Annotated in this window: 18 protein-coding genes and 1 riboswitch; of the genes, 13 read left to right on the top strand and 5 right to left on the bottom strand. The window is 70.4% G+C overall.

From position 1 onward, the window contains the following. Nucleotides 1–201: 201 nt before the first annotated feature. From VFF46_RS29085 to VFF46_RS29075, 3 genes are read right to left on the bottom strand one after another with little or no spacing between them, the layout of a single operon-like run. Entirely contained in the window at nt 202–609 is a 408-nt protein-coding gene (locus VFF46_RS29085; RefSeq protein WP_325040416.1) for a type II toxin-antitoxin system VapC family toxin, read from the bottom strand. Continuing rightward, complete coding sequence (locus VFF46_RS29080; protein ID WP_325040415.1) at nt 606–881, bottom strand: type II toxin-antitoxin system prevent-host-death family antitoxin; 276 nt, start codon at nt 879–881, stop codon at nt 606–608. The genes VFF46_RS29085 and VFF46_RS29080 overlap by 4 nt, the downstream gene beginning before the upstream one ends. 38 nt (nt 882–919) lie before the next feature. Next, nucleotides 920–2,332, bottom strand: a complete 1,413-nt coding sequence (locus VFF46_RS29075) for a PLP-dependent aminotransferase family protein (RefSeq protein ID WP_325040414.1) — start codon at nt 2,330–2,332, stop codon at nt 920–922. 63 nt (nt 2,333–2,395) lie between these two features. Between VFF46_RS29075 and VFF46_RS29070 the strand changes: the two genes are divergently transcribed. The 8 genes from VFF46_RS29070 to VFF46_RS29035 all read left to right on the top strand — a co-directional run bounded on the left by VFF46_RS29070 (nt 2,396) and on the right by VFF46_RS29035 (nt 11,630). Further along, entirely contained in the window at nt 2,396–3,199 is an 804-nt protein-coding gene (locus VFF46_RS29070; RefSeq protein WP_325040413.1) for a pyridoxal phosphate-dependent aminotransferase, read from the top strand. 106 nt (nt 3,200–3,305) lie between these two features. Next, complete coding sequence (locus tag VFF46_RS29065; RefSeq protein ID WP_325040412.1) at nt 3,306–3,509, top strand: hypothetical protein; 204 nt, start codon at nt 3,306–3,308, stop codon at nt 3,507–3,509. A 287-nt stretch (nt 3,510–3,796) separates the two neighbouring features. Next, nucleotides 3,797–5,782, top strand: coding sequence for a dTMP kinase (gene tmk / locus VFF46_RS29060; protein WP_325040411.1), 1,986 nt, complete (start codon nt 3,797–3,799; stop codon nt 5,780–5,782). Next, nucleotides 5,779–6,987, top strand: a complete 1,209-nt coding sequence (locus VFF46_RS29055) for a DNA polymerase III subunit delta' (RefSeq protein WP_325040410.1) — start codon at nt 5,779–5,781, stop codon at nt 6,985–6,987. Before tmk ends, VFF46_RS29055 begins: the two co-directional genes overlap by 4 nt. A gap of 123 nt (nt 6,988–7,110) precedes the next feature. Continuing rightward, nucleotides 7,111–7,776, top strand: a complete 666-nt coding sequence (locus tag VFF46_RS29050) for a DUF4190 domain-containing protein (protein WP_325040409.1) — start codon at nt 7,111–7,113, stop codon at nt 7,774–7,776. A gap of 25 nt (nt 7,777–7,801) precedes the next feature. Continuing rightward, on the top strand, nt 7,802–8,830 hold the full coding sequence (locus VFF46_RS29045) for a DUF4190 domain-containing protein (protein ID WP_325040408.1): 1,029 nt from the start codon (nt 7,802–7,804) through the stop codon (nt 8,828–8,830). A 218-nt stretch (nt 8,831–9,048) separates the two neighbouring features. Then, complete coding sequence (locus VFF46_RS29040; protein ID WP_325040417.1) at nt 9,049–10,056, top strand: regulatory iron-sulfur-containing complex subunit RicT; 1,008 nt, start codon at nt 9,049–9,051, stop codon at nt 10,054–10,056. A 62-nt stretch (nt 10,057–10,118) separates the two neighbouring features. Next, nucleotides 10,119–11,630, top strand: coding sequence for an alpha/beta hydrolase (locus VFF46_RS29035; RefSeq protein ID WP_325040407.1), 1,512 nt, complete (start codon nt 10,119–10,121; stop codon nt 11,628–11,630). Between the two features lie 31 nt (nt 11,631–11,661). On the opposite strand, the gene VFF46_RS29030 is transcribed toward VFF46_RS29035, so the two are convergent. Further along, nucleotides 11,662–12,291 carry a hypothetical protein gene (locus VFF46_RS29030; RefSeq protein ID WP_325040406.1) on the bottom strand — a complete coding sequence of 210 codons (630 nt, stop codon included), beginning with the start codon at nt 12,289–12,291 and terminating at the stop codon, nt 11,662–11,664. Between the two features lie 89 nt (nt 12,292–12,380). Between VFF46_RS29030 and VFF46_RS29025 the strand changes: the two genes are divergently transcribed. Then, on the top strand, nt 12,381–12,725 hold the full coding sequence (locus tag VFF46_RS29025; protein ID WP_325040405.1) for a sterol carrier family protein: 345 nt from the start codon (nt 12,381–12,383) through the stop codon (nt 12,723–12,725). A gap of 46 nt (nt 12,726–12,771) precedes the next feature. On the opposite strand, the gene VFF46_RS29020 is transcribed toward VFF46_RS29025, so the two are convergent. Continuing rightward, entirely contained in the window at nt 12,772–13,569 is a 798-nt protein-coding gene (locus tag VFF46_RS29020; protein ID WP_325040404.1) for a hypothetical protein, read from the bottom strand. Nucleotides 13,570–13,753: 184 nt separating this feature from the next. Here VFF46_RS29020 and VFF46_RS29015 point away from each other — a divergent pair, with 184 nt between their 5' ends. From VFF46_RS29015 to VFF46_RS29000, 4 genes are all read left to right on the top strand, one after another. Beyond that, nucleotides 13,754–15,040 carry an MFS transporter gene (locus tag VFF46_RS29015; RefSeq protein ID WP_325040403.1) on the top strand — a complete coding sequence of 429 codons (1,287 nt, stop codon included), beginning with the start codon at nt 13,754–13,756 and terminating at the stop codon, nt 15,038–15,040. A 13-nt stretch (nt 15,041–15,053) separates the two neighbouring features. Next, nucleotides 15,054–16,016, top strand: a complete 963-nt coding sequence (locus VFF46_RS29010) for a hypothetical protein (protein ID WP_325040402.1) — start codon at nt 15,054–15,056, stop codon at nt 16,014–16,016. Further along, nucleotides 16,011–16,208: riboswitch (cobalamin riboswitch) on the top strand. (Overlaps the previous gene by 6 nt.) Before the next feature lie 26 nt (nt 16,209–16,234). After that, nucleotides 16,235–17,251 carry an ABC transporter substrate-binding protein gene (locus VFF46_RS29005; RefSeq protein ID WP_325040401.1) on the top strand — a complete coding sequence of 339 codons (1,017 nt, stop codon included), beginning with the start codon at nt 16,235–16,237 and terminating at the stop codon, nt 17,249–17,251. Beyond that, the coding region (locus VFF46_RS29000) for an iron chelate uptake ABC transporter family permease subunit (RefSeq protein ID WP_325040400.1) at nt 17,248–17,616 on the top strand (369 nt) is incomplete at its 3' end. The genes VFF46_RS29005 and VFF46_RS29000, both read left to right, overlap by 4 nt.

Below are 17,616 nucleotides of genomic sequence, written 5' to 3'. Positions count from 1 at the left end.
GGTCCCCGGTGACACCACCTACGTCACCCTCGACATCGCCCAGACCGGCGTCGGCACCGCAGCCTGCGGCCCCGCCCTCCCGGACCGCGACAAGCTGAAGACGGCCCCCGCCACCCTCGCCGTCCGCTTCACCACCCACTGATCCCACCCCGCCGCGCCCGCCTACCCCTCCTACAGGGCCGGCGCGGCGGGGTAGGTCATTCAGATTGCGCCGGGCGCGGCTGTCGGCAGACCGATGTCGGCGGCCGCGGCCAGCAGGCGCTTGTCGTAGGTGACCAACGCCGTGAGTTCCATGCCTTCGAGAACCATGGACTGGGCAGACGCCAGGTGGATGGCGTCGAGGGTTCGCAGCATCGGATCCGCGTACGCCGCCGCGGTCGCGAGGACCGTGTCGTCGATCGGGATCCTGTCGAGCCTGGCCAGAACGGTGGGGACGGCCGCGAGCCGGCCAGGGTCCGACCGGCGCAGGGCGCGCGGGACCTCGGTCAGCACCAACGACGACGCGACGAGTTCCTTGTCCGGCTGCTGTGTGAGCCAAGACTCGAGCGCCGCGCTCTCCTTCTCCCGCCGGATCATCTTCACGATCGCGGCCGAGCCGAGGAAGATCACAGCCGTTCCTCCCGCAGGTCCGAGATGACCTCGGTGGAGTCGGTTGTCAGGTCCGGTTCGCCCGGCGGCAGAACCAGCGGACCGGGGTTGGTCGCGGGGACCAGCCGGCCGCGACGAATCAGGTCGGTGCGCAGGTTCGTGCTGTCCTCGATCGGCACCAGCCGCGCCGCCGGGTGGCCGCTGACGGTGATCTCGAGCGATTCGCCGTTGGCCACGCGTGCCAGAACGGCGCTCGTGTGCTGATTGAGCTCGCGTACCGGGATGCTGTCCATGAACCGAGTGTAGAACGTTGTGTTCTACGCCGACCAGCTCAGATGGCGATGGATGGGCGTATGCGGGTTGGGACTGCTGGTGGGTGGTAGGCGTGCCAGGCGTTGGTGAGGCGGTGGACTGCTTCGGTGAGGGCTGTGGGGTGGGCTCGGAAGTGCAGGCGGAGGTGGGTGTTGCCGGCGCCGGTGATGTCGAGGCCGGTGCCGGGGAGGATGGCCAGGCCGTGTCTTAGGGCGGTCTGGGCGAAGGAGGCGCCGTCGCCGTACGGGAGGCGCACCCAGAGGCACTGGCCGCCGCTTACGGGTGGGATGTCCCAGGTGGGTAGTGCTTGGGTCAGCAGAGTGTGTAGGTGGTCGTGGCGGGCCTTGAGGGTCTCGTGCAGCTCAGGTGCGTCCAGCACCGGTAGGAGGTGTACTGCGGCCAGTTGAGTGGGGACGTTGCCGCCCAGGTCGTGAACGGCGCGCAGACGTGCCAGGCGGTTGATCAGAGGCGGTGCAGCGCGTATCCAGCCGATGCGGAGCCCGCCCCAGATGCTCTTACTGAGTGAGCCGATCGAGATCACCGCGTCGCCGTACGCCGCGATGGGGCTGAGTACGGGCTCACCGGGAAACGCGAGATCTGCTGGTACTTCGTCCTCGATCAGCGGCACGCCCGCGCCGGCCAGCCGCTGCCGTGCCAGCGTGGACAGCACCGCGCCGGTGGGGTTGTGGTACGTCGGGATCACGTACGCCGCCGCCGGCCGTCGCTCACGCACCGCCGCCTCGAGGCCGTCCAGTCCAACGGGCAGCCCGCGGAGTACAGCGCCCTCCTCTCGGAAGACCTCCAGCGCACCTGGGTACGTAGGCGCCTCCACGATCACCTGGTCACCAGGTGACACCAGAGCGCGTGCGAGCAGTGCGAGGGCCTGCTGGCCGCCGTTCGTCACCAGTACCTGCTCAGGGCGCGTCAGCACCCCACGGGACGTGTAGCGATCAGCCAACGCCTGCCGCAGCTTCGGATGCCCGTACGGGTAGTACCCGATGTCGTTGTCGATCTGCGCCAGCTCCGGCGCGATCTGTACGAACGCCTCCGCCAGCTGTGGCGGCGGATCCCCCGGCGCCGCACAGACGGCCATCAGTACGTCGTCGTCCCGCGCCTCCAGCGAATCCAGGAAGAGCGGGTCGACCGGCGCGTCCTCCACCCGCTCCCCGCTCGGTACGCCGGCCACGCGCGTGCCGCTGCCCTGGCGCCGGGTGATCCGCCCTTCGGCCCGGAGCAGGTCGTACGCCGCGACCACCGTCGTACGGCCGACCGCCAGCGCTGTGGCGAGGACGCGGTCCGGGGGCAGCAGTACGCCGGGTGGGAGCTCGCCGTCGTCCATCAGCTGCCGCAGGCGGCCCGCGAGCAGCAGGTAGAGCGGGCCGCGGCCGGACGACCAGCGGCCCAACCGGTCAACCACCTCGAATGGTCTCATCTGCGAACCAATTCTGCCGGATTGGCTCTGCAGTGGCGAGGGGCTGCGCTGAACGATGGCGGTATGCCGAAGTTTCCGCGCCACCAGATCATGTCCCTGACCGGCGAGCAGGCCCGGCACGAGCTCGGTGAGAGCTACGGTCCGGACCTCCGGCTGGGCGAGTTGCTGACGCCGGAGCTGGGGGAGGTGGAGCTCGGCTACGGTACGGCGGCCGGCGACGTGCGGCTGCGGAACGCGATCGCGGAGCGGCACCGCGTACGGGCCGATGACGTTGTCGTCACGGTGGGCGGGATGCACGGGATCTTCCTGCTCGCGTACCTGCTGGCGGAGCGGGGCGAGGTCGTCACGACGGCGCCGGAGTTCCCGATGACGCGCAGCGCGTTCGAGACGGTGGGCGCGTCGGTGCGGGTGGTCCCGGTGGGCTTCGACGACGGGTACCAGGTGCGGGCGGACGCCGTACGTGAACAGCTGACGCCGGAGACGAAGCTGGTCAGCCTGGCGACACCGCAGAACCCGTCGGGTGTCGCCGTACCGAGGTCCGTACTGCGGGAGATCGTCGACGCGATGGCTGCGGTGTGCCCGGACGCGTACCTGTTGGTGGACGAGACGTACCGGGTGGCGACGTACGGGGACGATCAGGTTGCGGACACGGCGGTGCAGCTCGGTCCGCGGGTGGTCTCGGTCGCGTCGCTGTCCAAGTGTCACGGCGCGGCCGGGTTGCGGATCGGGTGGGTGATCAGCACGGATCCGGCGCTGGTCGAGCGGTTGGTGACGGCGAAGTTCAGTACGGTCGTGTCCGCGTCGCCGGTGTGGGGCGCTCGCGGTCCGCGTGTTCGAGCAGGAGCCTGCCATCCTCGGCGAGCGTAGGAGCTGGCTGGAGCAGAACCTTCTGATAACGCAGGACTGGGTGGAGGCCAACGGCCGGTTTGTGGAATGGGTTCGGCCTTCGGCGGGAGCGTTGTGCGTTGTTCGGGTGAAGGTGGACGTGCAGCGGTTCAAGCGGGCGGCGGAGCAGGGTGGCGTACGGCTGGCTGATGGGGACTGGTTCGGTGACGAGCCGCGGGTGTTCCGGCTCGGGTTCGGTTATCTGCCGGAGCCGGAGTTGAGGGCCGCGTTGCACGCGCTGACAACCGCTGTGGAACAAGCGGCGGGTCTTGGGGAGAGCCTCGGGATCTGAACGGTCGCGCTCGTCTGCGGAACCGGCGGCTTGCTCGGCGGCGCCGAACCGGTGGGGCTGAACAGGGCGGTCCCGGCGACGCCGACGGTGCCGACCAGAGTCGCGATCGCCGCGACGCCGATGGGTCCGCCCGAGCCGCGTCGAGGCAGCCGGTGCCTGCTGTGGTGCGCCTTGACGTGGACCATCAGCCCCCCGAACGCTCGACTACTTTCAGTGTGAACTCGATGCCGGAGAGTCGCGATCGGGACGCGTGTCGGGCTGTCCGCCGTGCCCACTAGGCTTGCGGTGTGCCGGAGGCCTATGACCCGCTGACAGATCCTGCACCGGCGCACGATGTGCGGGCGGTGTTGCGGATCCGGGCGTTCCGGCGGCTGTGGATCGGGTTCGGGCTGTCCAGCCTGGGCGACTGGATCGGCCTGCTGGCATTGACCGCGATGGCCAAGTCGTTCGCGGGTGACAACTACCAGCTGGCGAACTTCGCGATCGGCGGCGTGCTGTTCCTGCGGGTGCTGCCGGCGCTGGTGATGGGGCCGGTGGCGGGCTGGATCGCGGACCGGCTGGACCGGCGGGCGACGATGATCGTCGGCGACCTGGTCCGGGCCGCGTTCTTCGTCACGATCCCGATCGTGCACACGCTCACCTGGCTGCTGGTCGCGACCGTGCTGATCGAGATCGTCAGCCTGATCTGGGGCCCCGCCAAGGACGCCAGCGTGCCGAACCTGGTGCCCCGGCACCGGCTCGAGGCGGCCAACCAGATCAGCCTGATCACGACGTACGGCTCGGCGCTCCCGGCCGCGGTGATCTTCACCGCGATCACGCTGATCACCCGTTGGGCCGGCGACTTCTCGATCGAGCTCGCCATCTACGTGAACGCGGCGACGTTCGCGATCTCCGCGTTCGCGATCGTGTCGGTGTCCGAGATCGGCCGCGCGGTGCACGAGCAGGAGGACCACCCGACGCTGTGGCGGACGATGGTCGAGGGCTGGTCGTACGTCACCGGTACGCCGGTGGTCCGCGGGCTGGTGGTCGGGATCTCCGGGGCGTTCGCGGCCGGCGCGGTGGTGGTCGGCCTCGGTCGCACGTACGTCGAGGACCTCGGCGCCGGCGACCCGGGGTACGGCGTGCTGTTCGGCGCGGTGTTCGGCGGTCTCGCGCTCGGGATGGGGTTCGGGCCGCGGATCTTCTCCGGGCTGTCCCGGCGCCGGCTGTTCGCGGCCGGGCTGGTCGGGTCCGGCATCTGCCTGGCCGGGCTGGCGCTGATCCAGCAGATCGAGATCGCCACGATGATCGCGATCCTGCTCGGGTTCTGCGCCGGCGGATCCTGGGTGTCGGGGTACACGCTGCTCGGTCTCGAGGTGCCGGACGCGGTCCGCGGGCGGACGTTCGCGTTCGTGCAGTCCGCGGTGCGTACGGTGCTCGCGATCACGCTCGCGATCGCGCCGTTCGCCGCGGGTGCGATCGGCCGGCGCACCTGGACGATCGCGGGCCACTCGGCGACGTACAACGGCGCCTCGATGACGATGGTGATCGCCGCGGTGGTGGCGGGGGTGATCGGGATGCTGGCTTGGCGGCAGATGGACGACCGTCCGGGCGTGCCGTTCTGGCAGGACGTCCGGCGGAGCTTCGGCAAGACCCGCGGCCACTACCCGACCACCGGGCTGTTCGTCGCGCTCGAGGGCGGTGAGGGTACCGGCAAGTCGACGCAGTCCGCGCTGCTGGTGAAATGGCTGGAAGAGCAGGGCCAGCAGGTGCTGCTGACCCGAGAGCCCGGCGCGACCGAGCTCGGCAAGACGCTCCGCGAGATCGTCCTCGACCCGGCCACCGGCGACATCTCGCACCGCGCCGAGGCGCTGATCTACGCGGCCGACAAGGCCGAGCACGTCGACTCGGTGATCAAGCCCGCGCTCAAGGCCGGCGCGGTGGTGATCACCGACCGGTACGTCGACTCCGCGCTCGCCTACCAGGGCTCCGGGCGGGACCTCGACCTGTCCGACGTCGAGCGTGTGAACCGCTGGGCCACCGACGACCTCCGGCCGAACCTGACGATCCTGCTCGACCTGCCGCCGAAGAGCGGGCTGGGCCGCTTCAAGGAGCGGGACCGGATCGAGGCCCAGGGCGACGAGTTCCACGAGCGGGTCCGGCACGCGTTCCTCGAGCTGGCCGCCGCCGAGCCACAGCACTACCTGGTCCTGGACGCGTCCCAGGACCGCGAGGACATCGCCCGGCAGATCCGGGCCCGGCTGCAACCGATCCTCCCGAAGGTGGACGTATGAGTGTCTGGGACGACCTGGTCGGTCAGGAGCCCGCGGTCGGCGTACTGCGGAAGGCCGTCAACGGCGCGTCCGCCGTACTGCGGGGCGAACGCGGCGCGGTGGTCGCCGGGATGACCCATGCCTGGCTGATCACCGGGCCGCCCGGGTCCGGCCGATCGAACGCGGGCCGTGCGTTCGCGGCCGCGCTGCAGTGCGCGAACAGCGGCTGCGGCGAGTGCAACGAGTGCCGTACGGCGCTCAGCGGCGCGCACCCGGACGTGTCCCTGATCCGGACCGAGCTGCTGTCGATCCGGGTCAGCGAGGTCCGCGAACTGGTCCGCCGGGCCGCGATGAGCCCGACCCAGGGCCGCTGGCAGGTGATGGTGGTCGAGGACGCGGACCGGCTCACCGAGCAGGCCGCGGACGCGTTGCTGAAGAGCATCGAGGAGCCCTCGCCGCGGACCGTCTGGGTGCTGTGCGCGCCGACCGTCGAGGACGTCGTACCGACGATCCGGTCACGCTGCCGGCTGCTGGTGCTGCGGACGCCGCCGGTGGCCGCGGTCGCGGAGATGCTGAGCGCGAAACTGGGTGTGGACGCGGACCTGGCGTGGTTCGCGGCGCGGGCCGCGCAGGGGCACATCGGGCGGGCGCGGGCGCTGGCGCGGGACGCCGAAGTACGGGATCGGCGCACGCGGGTGCTGGAGGTGCCGTTCGCGCTGCGCGACCTCGGCGCCTGCCTCAAGTCCGCCCAGCAGTTGGTCGACGCGGCCAAGGAGGAGGCCAAGGCCAGCGCGGAGAAGGTCGACGAGAAGGAGCGCGCCGCGCTCGAGCAGGCGCTCGGCGTGGGTACCAAGGGCGCCAAGCCGCGCGAGGCGAACGCCGCGCTCAAGGAGCTCGAGGACCAGCAGAAGGCCCGCGCGAAGCGCTGGGAGCGCGACGTCCTGGACCGCTCGCTGGTCGACCTGATGGCGCTCTACCGCGACGTCCTGGTGGTGCAGACCCGGTCCGGCGGCGAGCTGATCAACGCCGAGCTGCGGCGCAACATCGAGCAGCTCGCGGCCCGGACGACCCCCGAGCAGACGATCCGCCGGATCGACGCGATCGGGATGTGCCGGGAGGCGATCGAGGCCAACGTGGCGCCGCTGGTCGCACTGGAGGCGATGACCGTCTCGCTGTTCGAGGGGCGCAGTGACGGGTTCACGATCCCGCGCCGGGTGCTCCGCTGAGAAGTCTCGTTGAGGCGTGACTCACGTCCGATAACTGGGCGGCGAATGTAACACCGAGACGGGCGGGTCCGATGACTGGGTGTCCGGGTGGTTGACCCGGCACCGCCTCCCGAACGGACCTCGATGAAGCCGCCCTCCTCCCCGATTCAGCCGGTACGGCAGCCACTGCCGCCGGCTGAGTCCTGGTTGGAGGGCGTCCCGAAGCCGGCACCACGCCAGGACGGGTACGCGGTCGCGGCCCTCGCGGTCAGCCTGCCCGGGCTGGTGCCGCTCGCGGTCGTGCTGGCCGGGATCGCACTGCGCCGGATCAAGCGGCTCGGCGGGCAGGGAAAGCGGCTCGCGTACGGCGCGTTGCTGGTATCGCTGGCCTGGATGATCGCGATCGGCATCGCGGTCACGCTCAACCTGGTCGCCGAGCACCGCCGCGGCATCGGCCGTACCGTGTCGATCTCGCAGGTGGACGTCGGCCGCTGCTTCGACGCGGACCTGGAGTCCGACGCGCTGCGGCTGGTGCGGATCGCGGACTGCGCGGGACCGCACACCGGCGAGGCGTACGCGAAGGTGCAGGCGGCGCTGGTCGGCCTCTCCGGCGCCCAGGCCGGTGCCGAGGCGACCCAGCAGTGCGCCGGGGCGTTCGTCGATTTCGTCGGGAAGCCCTACGAACGGTCCGAGCTCGACATGTACTACGTGGTGCTCGAGGACCACGCGGTTGCTGACGGCAACGTCCTCTGCCTGCTCGGGATGCCAGGAACCCACCTGAACGGTACGATGCGCGGAGCGCAGCGGTAGTGCCTGCGGGGGATTGGGAGACACCGTGACTCAGCCGCCGAACGGCTCACAGCCGCCGGAGCAACCGCAGGATCCGCAGCCGGAACGGCCACAGGACCAGCCGCCGGAACGGCCACAGGACCAGCCGCACGACCCGACGCGTGCTTTCCCGACGTACGGACGCCCGGATCAACCGCCGAGCACCCCGTGGGCCGCTCCTGGAGCGCAGCCGCCGCCCGGGCAGCCCCAACCGCCGTACGGGCAGTCGCCTTACGGGCAACCCCAGCCTGGGCAGCCGCAGTACGGGCAGCCGCAGTACGGGCAGTCGGCTCAGGGGCAGCCGCCGTACGGACCAGGGGCTTATGGGCCGGCGCCGTACGGGCACGGGTATGGGCCGGGGCAGTATCCGGCGGCGTACGGCTACGGGTACACGGGTGGGTCGGGTGGGACGAATGCGCTGGCGACCGCGGCGCTCGTGTGTGCGCTCGGCGGGATCTTCATCGGGCTGTCGGCGCCGGTAGGGGTCGCGCTCGGGATCACCGCGCTCGTCCAGCTCAGCCGGCGCCCGCAGGCCGGCAAGGGAATGGCGATCGCGGGGGTGGTGATCGGTTCGCTCGTGTCACTCGGGTACGTCGCGCTGATCGGCCTGGTGATCGCGTTCGGCTCCTCAGGCGGCGACTCGGGCGCACCGGACCCCAGTGCACCGGACCCCGGCACGAACAGCGCATACATCGACGAACTCCTCGTCGGCGAGTGCTTCAACGACACCAGCGCGGACGACCAGGTGGAGCGGCAGCCGTGTCCGAACGAGCACGACGCCGAACTGGTCGCGATCGTGAGCCTGCCCGCCGGCACCTACCCCGGCGACAAGGCGATCGACAAGGCAGCCGATCAGGCCTGTACGCCGCCGTTCGGCACGTACGTCGGCAAGTCCCGCGACGAGTCGGAGCTCTACCTGAACTGGTTGACCCCCGACAAGTACACCTGGAACGCCGGCGACCGCCGCGTGTTCTGCGTCGCGTACGGCCCTGCCAACAAAAAACTCACAGGCACCGTCAAGAACAGCCACCGCTAACCCGTTGCTGCAGGCAAACGCAACCCGACCCACCCGACCGCAGAACCCGGGAGTTGCTGCCGGCGCCGCCTAGTTGCCGGCTGGCGCCAGCTTCCCGGCGGTCGCCGGAAATGGTGTTCCGGGCGCAAGCCCGGGGGTGGGTGGGAGCCCGCGTAGCACGCGGGGGGCTGCTTGTGCGGCTGTGTGGGGAGGTCTGCAAGTAGGCTGGCCGGGTGGGCATGGTGATGGCGGTGTCGTTCGAGCGGTACGGGCGGCTGTACTACCTTGACCCGGGGGAGTTTCGGCCTCGGGTCGGGGACAAGGTGCTGGTGCCTACCGATGACGGGCCCGAGGTTGCGGAGTGTGTTTGGGCGCCGCAGTTCGTGACCGAGGAGGTCGGTGGGCTGCCGGCCTGTGCGGGGATCGCGTCGGCGCAGGATCTGGAGCGGGACGAGCAGAACCGGCAGCGGCGGGCGGACGCGCGGCTGATCGCGAAGCGGACGATCCGGCAGCACGGGTTGCCGATGAAGGTGGTCGGGATCGACTTCGTCGATCGGCGGCCGGATATCGACCAGCTGGTGATCGTGTACTTCTCGGCGCCGCACCGGGTGGATTTCCGCGAGTTGGTGCGGGACCTGGCACGGGCGTTGCGGGCGCGGATCGAGCTGCGGCAGGTGGGAGCGCGGGACGAGGCACGGTTGCAGGGCGGGATCGGGCCGTGTGGCCGGGACCTGTGCTGTGCGACGTTCCTGAAGGACTTCGAGCCGGTCAGCGTGCGGATGGCGAAGGACCAGGACCTGCCGCTGAACCCCCTGAAGATCTCCGGTGCGTGCGGCCGGCTGATGTGCTGCCTGAAGTACGAGCATCCGCTCTACCAGGAGTTCAACGCGAAGGCTCCGGCGCTCGGATCCGCGGTGGAGACCCCCGCGGGTGATGGAGTGGTGGTCGGGCACAACGTGCCGAGCGACACCGTGGTCGTCCGGCTGGCGGCCTCGGGCCGGCGCTGCGCGTGCAGCCGAGCGGACGTCTGCTCACCGCGGCAGCAGTACGAGGCCTCCGGTACGACGACCCCGGACGCGCCACCCGTGGTACCGCAATCACCCGAAGCACCCGAGACAGCCGCAGTACAGGAGACACCCGCAGTACAGGAAACGCCCGCCGTAAAGGAAGAGGAGCCGCGCCGGGTCCGGAAGCCGCGCCGGCGGCGCCGGTTGCACCACGACGACGAGGGAGACACCGCCCCGTGAGATTCCGCTCTCGACCCACCCCTCGCTTCGCTCGAGGCGGGGTATCCAGATCGACCGTACTGGTGGCAGCTCTTGCGGTGCTGGCGAGTGGGTGTGGGGTGGCGAGTCGCGCGCAGGACGCCGGCAGCGGTACGGCGCCGGGTGTCGGGAGCAATCCGCCGAGCGGACCGGTGGGGCCGATCCCGGCAGGGCTGCAGAAGTTCTACCAGCAGCGCCCGGACTGGCAGCGCTGCGGTACGAACCAGCAGTGCGCGACCATCCAGGTACCGCTGGACTACTCCAAGCCGGCCGGCCAGACGATCGAGCTGCGCGCCCGGAAGGTGCTCGCGAAGGATCGCGGCGGCCGGATCGGCACGTTGTTCATCAACCCGGGCGGCCCGGGCGCGAGCGGGCAGGAGTTCGCCGCGCAGGCGCCGATGCTGTTCGGGTCGCCGCTACTGCGCAAGTTCGACATCATCGGCTGGGATCCGCGGGGTGTCGGCGAGTCGACGCCGGTGAAGTGCCTGGACACCCAGCAGCTGGACGCGATGATCGCCGCCGACGGCAGCCCGGACAACGCCGCCGAGATCGCCGACCTGGACAAGCAGTCGAAGATCTTCGAGGCCGGGTGCCAGCAGCGCTCCGGCCGGTTGCTGCCGCACGTGAACACCAAGGACGCGGCCCGCGACATCGACGTACTGCGGGGCATCGTCGGCGACCCGCAGCTGTACTACCTCGGCATGTCGTACGGGACGTACCTGGGCGCGACGTACGCCGAGGAGTTCCCGAAGAACGTCGGCCGGATGGTGCTGGACGGCGCGGTCGACCCGGCGATCACGTCCGAGGAGATGGGGATCGAGCAGGCGAAGGGCTTCGACAAGGCGCTGGAGGCGTTCGCGGAGGACTGCGCGCAGCGGTCCTGCAAGCTCGGCAACAGCAAGGACGAGGTACTGGCGAAGGTCGACAAGCTGATCAACGACACCGACGAGCACCCGCTGCCGGGTGACGGGCAGCGCCAGGTCACGCAGGCGCTGGCGATGCTCGGCCTGGTCTACCCGCTGTACCTGAAGGACTTCTGGCCGCGGCTCGAGGACGCCGTCGCGGCCGGGCTGTCCGGCGACGGCAGCCGGCTGCTCGCGCTCGCCGACGAGTACACCAACCGCCAGCCGACGGGGTACGCCGACAACTCCAACGAGGTGCAGATCGCGGTCAATTGCAGCGACCGCCCGGATGCGACGTCGATCGCGCAGATCCAGGCGGAGGTGCCGAAGTTCAAGGCGGCGTCGCCGCGGTTCGGCGAGTTCATGGCCTGGTCGTCGGTGTCCTGCGTGAACTGGCCGGTGAAGCCGACGAACACGCCGCACCCGATCAAGGCGGCCGGCGCGAAGCCGATCGTGGTGCTCGGGACGACGCGGGACCCGGCGACGCCGTACGGGTGGGCGGTCGGGCTGGCGCACGAGCTGGAAAGCGGTGTCCTGGTCACCCGGGACGGCGACGGGCACACGGCGTACCTGTCCGGCAACGCCTGCGTGAAGAACGTCGTCGAGAGCTACCTCGTGCAGGGCAACACCCCGGCCGCCGACATCAAGTGCTAGCCCGGCCGCCCCTGGCGCAGGCCGGCTGCCGCTAGTTCGGCCGGTTGTCGCCGGGTGAGACCGGCACTTTCAGGGTGTCGACGGCGTGCTGGAGCACGGAGCGGAGGCCGGCCTCGTCCTGGGGGCGGCCGCCGACGGTGATCTCGACGGCCGAGGTCCTGCCGCCGTCGAGGGAGATCCAGCGCGACAGCCCCATCCGCGGCCCGCGGGTCTTGTCGACGTACGTGTAGACCAGCAGGCCGTTGTCGCGGCTCATCACCTGCAGGTCCTTCTCCTCGATGCTGCGCTCGCGGTCCCGCACCAGCTCGTCCGGGCTCTGCCTGCTGCCCCGGGTGTCGAACCGGAGCTGCCAGACCCCGGTCGGGTCCAGGAACTTCGGCCGGGTGCCGCTCTGCGAACTCTTCCAGCCGACCGGTACGTCCGCGGACACCGGATCGTTGTCGGTCCCGAAGTTCTGTACGACGTACTGCAGCCCGTCGGCCTGCAGCCCGCCACCGCGGGTCGGCGTACTCGAAGGGGCTGGGCTGACGACGCTCACCGGCTCGTCGTGCGCTGTGAACGGGTTGCCGCCATGGACGGCGACGACCGTGCCGAACGCGACAACACCGACGGTCATTCCCGCCAGTGTCATCAGCAGCGCCTGGTGCCTGGGCGTGAGCATCCCGACCTCGCTTCCTTCTCTCGCGGCTGATTATCCCTGACGAGAGGGGCGTCTCCGCAAACCGCCGCGTACGCTGGCACGTCGTGGAGATGTCAGACACCGCTTTCCAGCAGGCCATGCGGCATTACGACGACGGTACGGCGGGCCGCGCCGAGCTGAAGCTGCTGACCAAGGAACTGCTGAACCGCCTGGTCGCGAAGGCCCCGGGGCACGCGGTCGAGGTACGGATCCCGCCGTACGGCGCCGTGCAGTGCATCGAGGGGCCGCGGCACACCCGCGGTACGCCGGGCGCGGTGATCGAGATGCCGCCGGAGCTGTGGATCGAGGTCGCGCTCGGCCGGACCAGCTGGGCGGACGCCCGGATGTCCGGAAAACTCCGGGCCAGCGGCGAACGCACCGACCTGACCGCGCTGCTACCCCTCACGAACGACTGAGCCGCGGCGCCCCCGAAGGCGCCGCGGCTCAGAACCGAGGGGATTCTCAGCTGACCCAGATCGTGGTGCGGCCGTAGATGACGGCGAGCTTGCCGTCGTCGCGCATCTGCAGGACAGAACCCCTGCGGGTGGTCTTGGTGGCCCACAGCGGCTTCTTGGCTGCGCTGTAGACGACGAAGTTGCCGTCGGTCTGCATGGTCGCGAACCCGCCCTTGCTGATCGTCTTGGTGCTCCAGAGCGGCGTCCTGCCGTACTTGACGATCACCAGGTTGCCGTCGCTCTGCATCTGCGCCCGGAACACGCGGTTGTGCGAGTAGAGCGCCGTCGGGAAGGTGAGGAGGCGTCCTGGGTTCAGGTTGACCATCACCATGAAGCGGTCCCAGACCGGCTTGCGACGGACGTTGTAGAGCACGAGGTTCGAGTCGTTCTGGACGTTCAGGATGGCGCCGGTGCTGCCGGCCGTCCCACTGGCCCAGACCACGGTGCGGCCGGAGACGACGACCAGGTTGCCGTCGGGCCGCATCATCAGGGTGGACGCCTTGCGGTTGGTCATCGTCGCCCAGATCGGGGTCCGGCCCTTGACCAGCACGGCGTTGCCGTCGGTCTGCATGACGAGCGTGTAGACCTTGTTCAGCGAGCGGAGGTACTGACCGGGCTTCAGGTACTGACCCGGCCGCAGCAGACCGCCCGACGGTGCGGCGGTGGCAGCAGAGACAGCGGTGGCAGCCGTCTGCGACGCCGGGGCGGCGTTCGCGGCTGACGGAACAAGCAGGGTGGCACCGGCCGCTGCGCCGACGGCGAGCGTGGCCAGCAGCCGGGTGCCGGCCGACTTGATCGAGATCATGCGGTGTTCTCCGATTCCCGAGGATGGCCGGGTTTTCCCGGCCAGCGAGATTGACGCCCTGAGCAACCAATCGGTTGTCACGCTAGGACGGCCCCGGGTCGCCGCCGGATCCATTCGATGCTGATGGAAAGGGTGGCGGTTAATCAGGTTCGTCCGGAGTGGTCGGACCTGTCACCATGTTGCGGTGGCAGCAAGTCTTCGCTCGCGGCTGGCCCGGTTGCGTGTCGATCTGACCCCGTGGCGTGGTTCCCGCGATTTCCGCATCCTGCTGGTCGCGGGCTCGGTCTTCTTCCTCGGCGGCATGGTCGGGTACGTCGCGCTGCCGTACCAGCTGTACCAGCTCACCGGCTCGAACTTCGCGGTCGGCGCGATGGGCCTGGTGACGATCGCACCACTGATCGTGTTCGGCCTGTACGGCGGTGCCCTCGCCGACCACGTGGAACGCCGGAAACTGCTGGTCGGCACCGGGATCGCCCAGGTCATGATCTCCGCGCTGATGGTCGCGAACACGCTGCTCGCGCACCCGCAGATCTGGCTGATCTACGTCTGCGGCGCGCTGAACGCGGTCGCTTCGTCGCTGCAGCGGCCGTCGCGCGAGGCGCTGCTGCCCCGGGTGGTGAAGCACGCCGAGATCCCGGCCGCGGTCGCGCTGAGTTCGCTGACCTCACAGATCGGGCAGCTGGCCGGCCCGGCGCTGGGCGGCGTACTGGTCGGCTCGGTGGGCGTGACCTGGGCGTTCTCGGTGGAGCTGGCCGGGATCGTGTTCGCCACGCTGCTCTACGCCCGCCTGGGTTCGTACCGGTCGCGGGAGCACACCACGGCGCCGAGTCTGCGGGCGATCGGCGGCGGGATCGTGTACGCGTTCCGCCGCAAGGACCTGCTGGCGACGTACCTGGTCGACATGGTCGGGATGTTCCTGGCGATGCCGATCGTGCTGTTCCCGGCGTTCGCGACCACCGTGCTGAAGGAGCCGAGGCTGCTCGGCCTGCTGTACAGCGCGGAGGCGATCGGGGCGATGTGCGCGTCGCTGACCAGCGGCTGGGCCAAGCATGTGCACCACCAGGGCCGGGCCGTCGTGCTGGCCACGATGGGCTGGGGTGCCGCGGTCGGGATCGCCGGGCTGGCGCCGAACATCTGGTTCGCGATCGGGTTCTTCGCGCTGGCCGGCGCCTGCGACATGGTCTCGGTGCTGTTCCGTTCGGTGATCTGGAACCAGACCATCCCGGACGAGATGCGCGGCCGGCTGGCCGGGATCGAGATGCTCGGGTACTCCCTGGGCCCGCTCGGCGGTCAGGCCCGTTCCGGCCTGGTCGCGGACCTCACCGGCGTCCGGACCGCGATCGTCAGCGGCGGGATCCTGTGCGTCGCGGGCGTGGTCGCGACCTCGGTCTGGTTGCGCGAGTTCTGGCGCTACGACGCCCGTACCGACGAACACGCCGTCCGCGAAAGAGAGCTCCGCGCCGCCGGTTAGGCTCAGGGGCATCATGCGTACCTTGATCGCCGCCGGGATCGCCCTCGTCCTGCTCGCGGGGTGTGGCGGTCACGGGCAGGAGACCGCGCCGAGCGTGCCGCCGCTGGTCTCGGTGAGCGGGCTCGACACCCCGTCGGCGACGCCCTCGGACACGCCGTCCCCGACCGCGTCGGCGACGCCCGCCGAGACGCTGTGCACGCTGGTCGACGACAACCTGGTCCGGACCACGCTGGGGGTGCCGGCGGTGCGGGTCGACCGCCGGGACCTGCCGGCCGAGCTCGACATCCCGGCGTACGACGTCTGCCAGCTGAACCTCGGCGCCACCGCGGACGGACCGGTGCTGCGGATCGGGGTGTCGGTGCTCCAGGCGACGACGGCCACGCTCGCCGCGGCCCGCAAGGCGTACACCGCCCACGGGCGCGAGCCCGCCGTGACCGCGAACCTCGGCCAGGGCGGATACGGGACGAGTACGTTCGTGGTGTTCCTGCTCGACGGCAGACTGTACAAGCTCTCCGGTCCGCGGGCCACGCTCGCGAAGTACGTCGTACTCGGCCAGGAGGTCGTCCGGCAGGCGCCGCAGCTGTCCGCGCCTGCGCTGCTGATCACCCGGCCGGAGTGCGACCGCGGGTCGGACGCGGCCGAGCAGGTGCTGGGCGTGCCGGCGACCGCCCGCCGCGACGGCGAAACCCTGGTCGGTGATCCGGTCTGCGGCTGGGTGACCGCCACCAGCGTGCTGTACACGACGGTCCGCCGGGAGCCGGACGCCGCCGCGTTGATGGCGCCGCTGCGCAATGCCGCGACCTCGCAGGCGATCCCGCTCGGCGACGAGGGGTACGTCGACACCGCGACCGGCCGGACCACGATCCGGGTCGGCGACGACAAGCTCGTCGACCTGGTCCCGCTCCCGGCCCGCGCGATCAACCCGGACCTGATGACCCAGTTCGCACTCGCGATGTCGTCGCTCTACACCCACTGAGCGCGGTGCTATGGTGACCGCGCCGTGGTGTTCGGGAAGCCGGTGAAGTACCGGCGCGGCCCTCGCCACTGTGATCGGGATGTGCACCTGTCGTACTCGTGAGAGGACCACTGGCCGCGTGCGGCTGGGAAGGTCAGGCCGGTGGACGCGGTACCCGTCAGCCAGGAGACCGGCCACGGCGCTGACCCGTCCACGAGGTGCTGGAGGAGCGGTCCGTCATGGCCGTCGTACGTTTGCTTGCTGTTGCCCTGTCGCTGACCCTGCTGGCCGGCTGTGCGCCGTCGGCCGCCGAGAGTCCCGGAGCGACGACCGTCAAGAACTGCGGGATCGACGTCTCGGTCGACGGCCCGCCGAAGCGGGTGTTCGCGGCGTACCAGCCGGCGATCGAGATGGCGCACGCGCTGGGCATCTCGGACCGCCTGGTCGGCACCGCGTACCTCGACTCCCGGGTGCTGCCGGAGTACGCCGCCGCGCAGTCGAAGGCGAAGTACTTCAAGAATCTGCCGAGCCGTGAGGAGCTGCTCAGCCTGAACCCGGACTTCGTGCTGTCCGGGTTCAACGACGTGTTCAGTGCCGCCGGCAGCGACGCGAGCTTCGGCAGCCGGAAGAGCCTCGCCGAGCTCGGCATCCGGACCTGGATCTTCAGCCCGCTCTGCCCGACCGCGGACGGCAAGGGCGACGAGGCGATCGACCCGGCGACGGTCTCGATGGACAACGTGTACGCCGACCTGCGCGACCTCGGCCGGCTGTTCGGCGTCGAGGACCGCGCCTCGAAGGTGATCGCCGACCAGAAGAGGCGGATCGCCGCGGTCGAGGATGCCGTCAAGGACGCGTCGCGGCCGACCGTGGCGATCGTCCGGCCGGGGCTGGAGGGCGGCGGGATGACGGTGTCCGGCGGGCCGGACTTCGGCACCGTGCTGATCCGGCAGGCGGGTGGCGTGAACGCGTTCGCCGACCTGACCTCGAAGCGGAACGTGAAGATCAGCGTCGAGGAGTTCATCAAGCGGGACCCCGACTACGTGCTGATCAGCGGCTGCTGTGATGCCTCGCTGACGCCCGCCGCCTCGCTGCCGGACGTGCGGAAGCTGCTCGCGAATCCGGCCTTCGCGAACCTCAAGGCCGTGCGGGGGAAGCATGTCGTCCCGTGGCTGTTCGCGAACCACTCGGCGGGCGTCCGGGGCGCGTACACGACCGAGAACCTCGGTCACCTCCTGCACCCCGATCTGGTCAAGTGAAACGGGCCTCCGGCCTGGTCGCGGTACTGGCGGTCGTCGTCCTGCTGTCGTTGTGCGTCGGCGACCGCTGGATCGGCCCGGGGGAGGTGTATCGGGCGCTGGCGGACTTCACCGGCAGCGACAGCGACCGCGTGGTCCGGTACCTGCGGATGCCGCGAACCGTTGCCGGACTGCTGGTCGGCGCCGCGCTCGGGCTATCCGGAGCCGTGATGCAGGGCGTCACCCGGAACCCACTCGCCGACCCCGGGATCCTCGGTGTGAACGCCGGTGCCGCGGTGGCGGTCGTCGCGGCGATCGGGCTGTTCGGCATCCACAGCCTGACCGGGTACGTCTGGTTCGCGATGGGCGGGGCGCTGGTGGCCACG

Source organism: Kribbella sp., assembly GCF_035655035.1.
Lineage (GTDB): Bacteria > Actinomycetota > Actinomycetes > Propionibacteriales > Kribbellaceae > Kribbella.
This window is presented reverse-complemented; position numbering and strand designations above follow the sequence as displayed.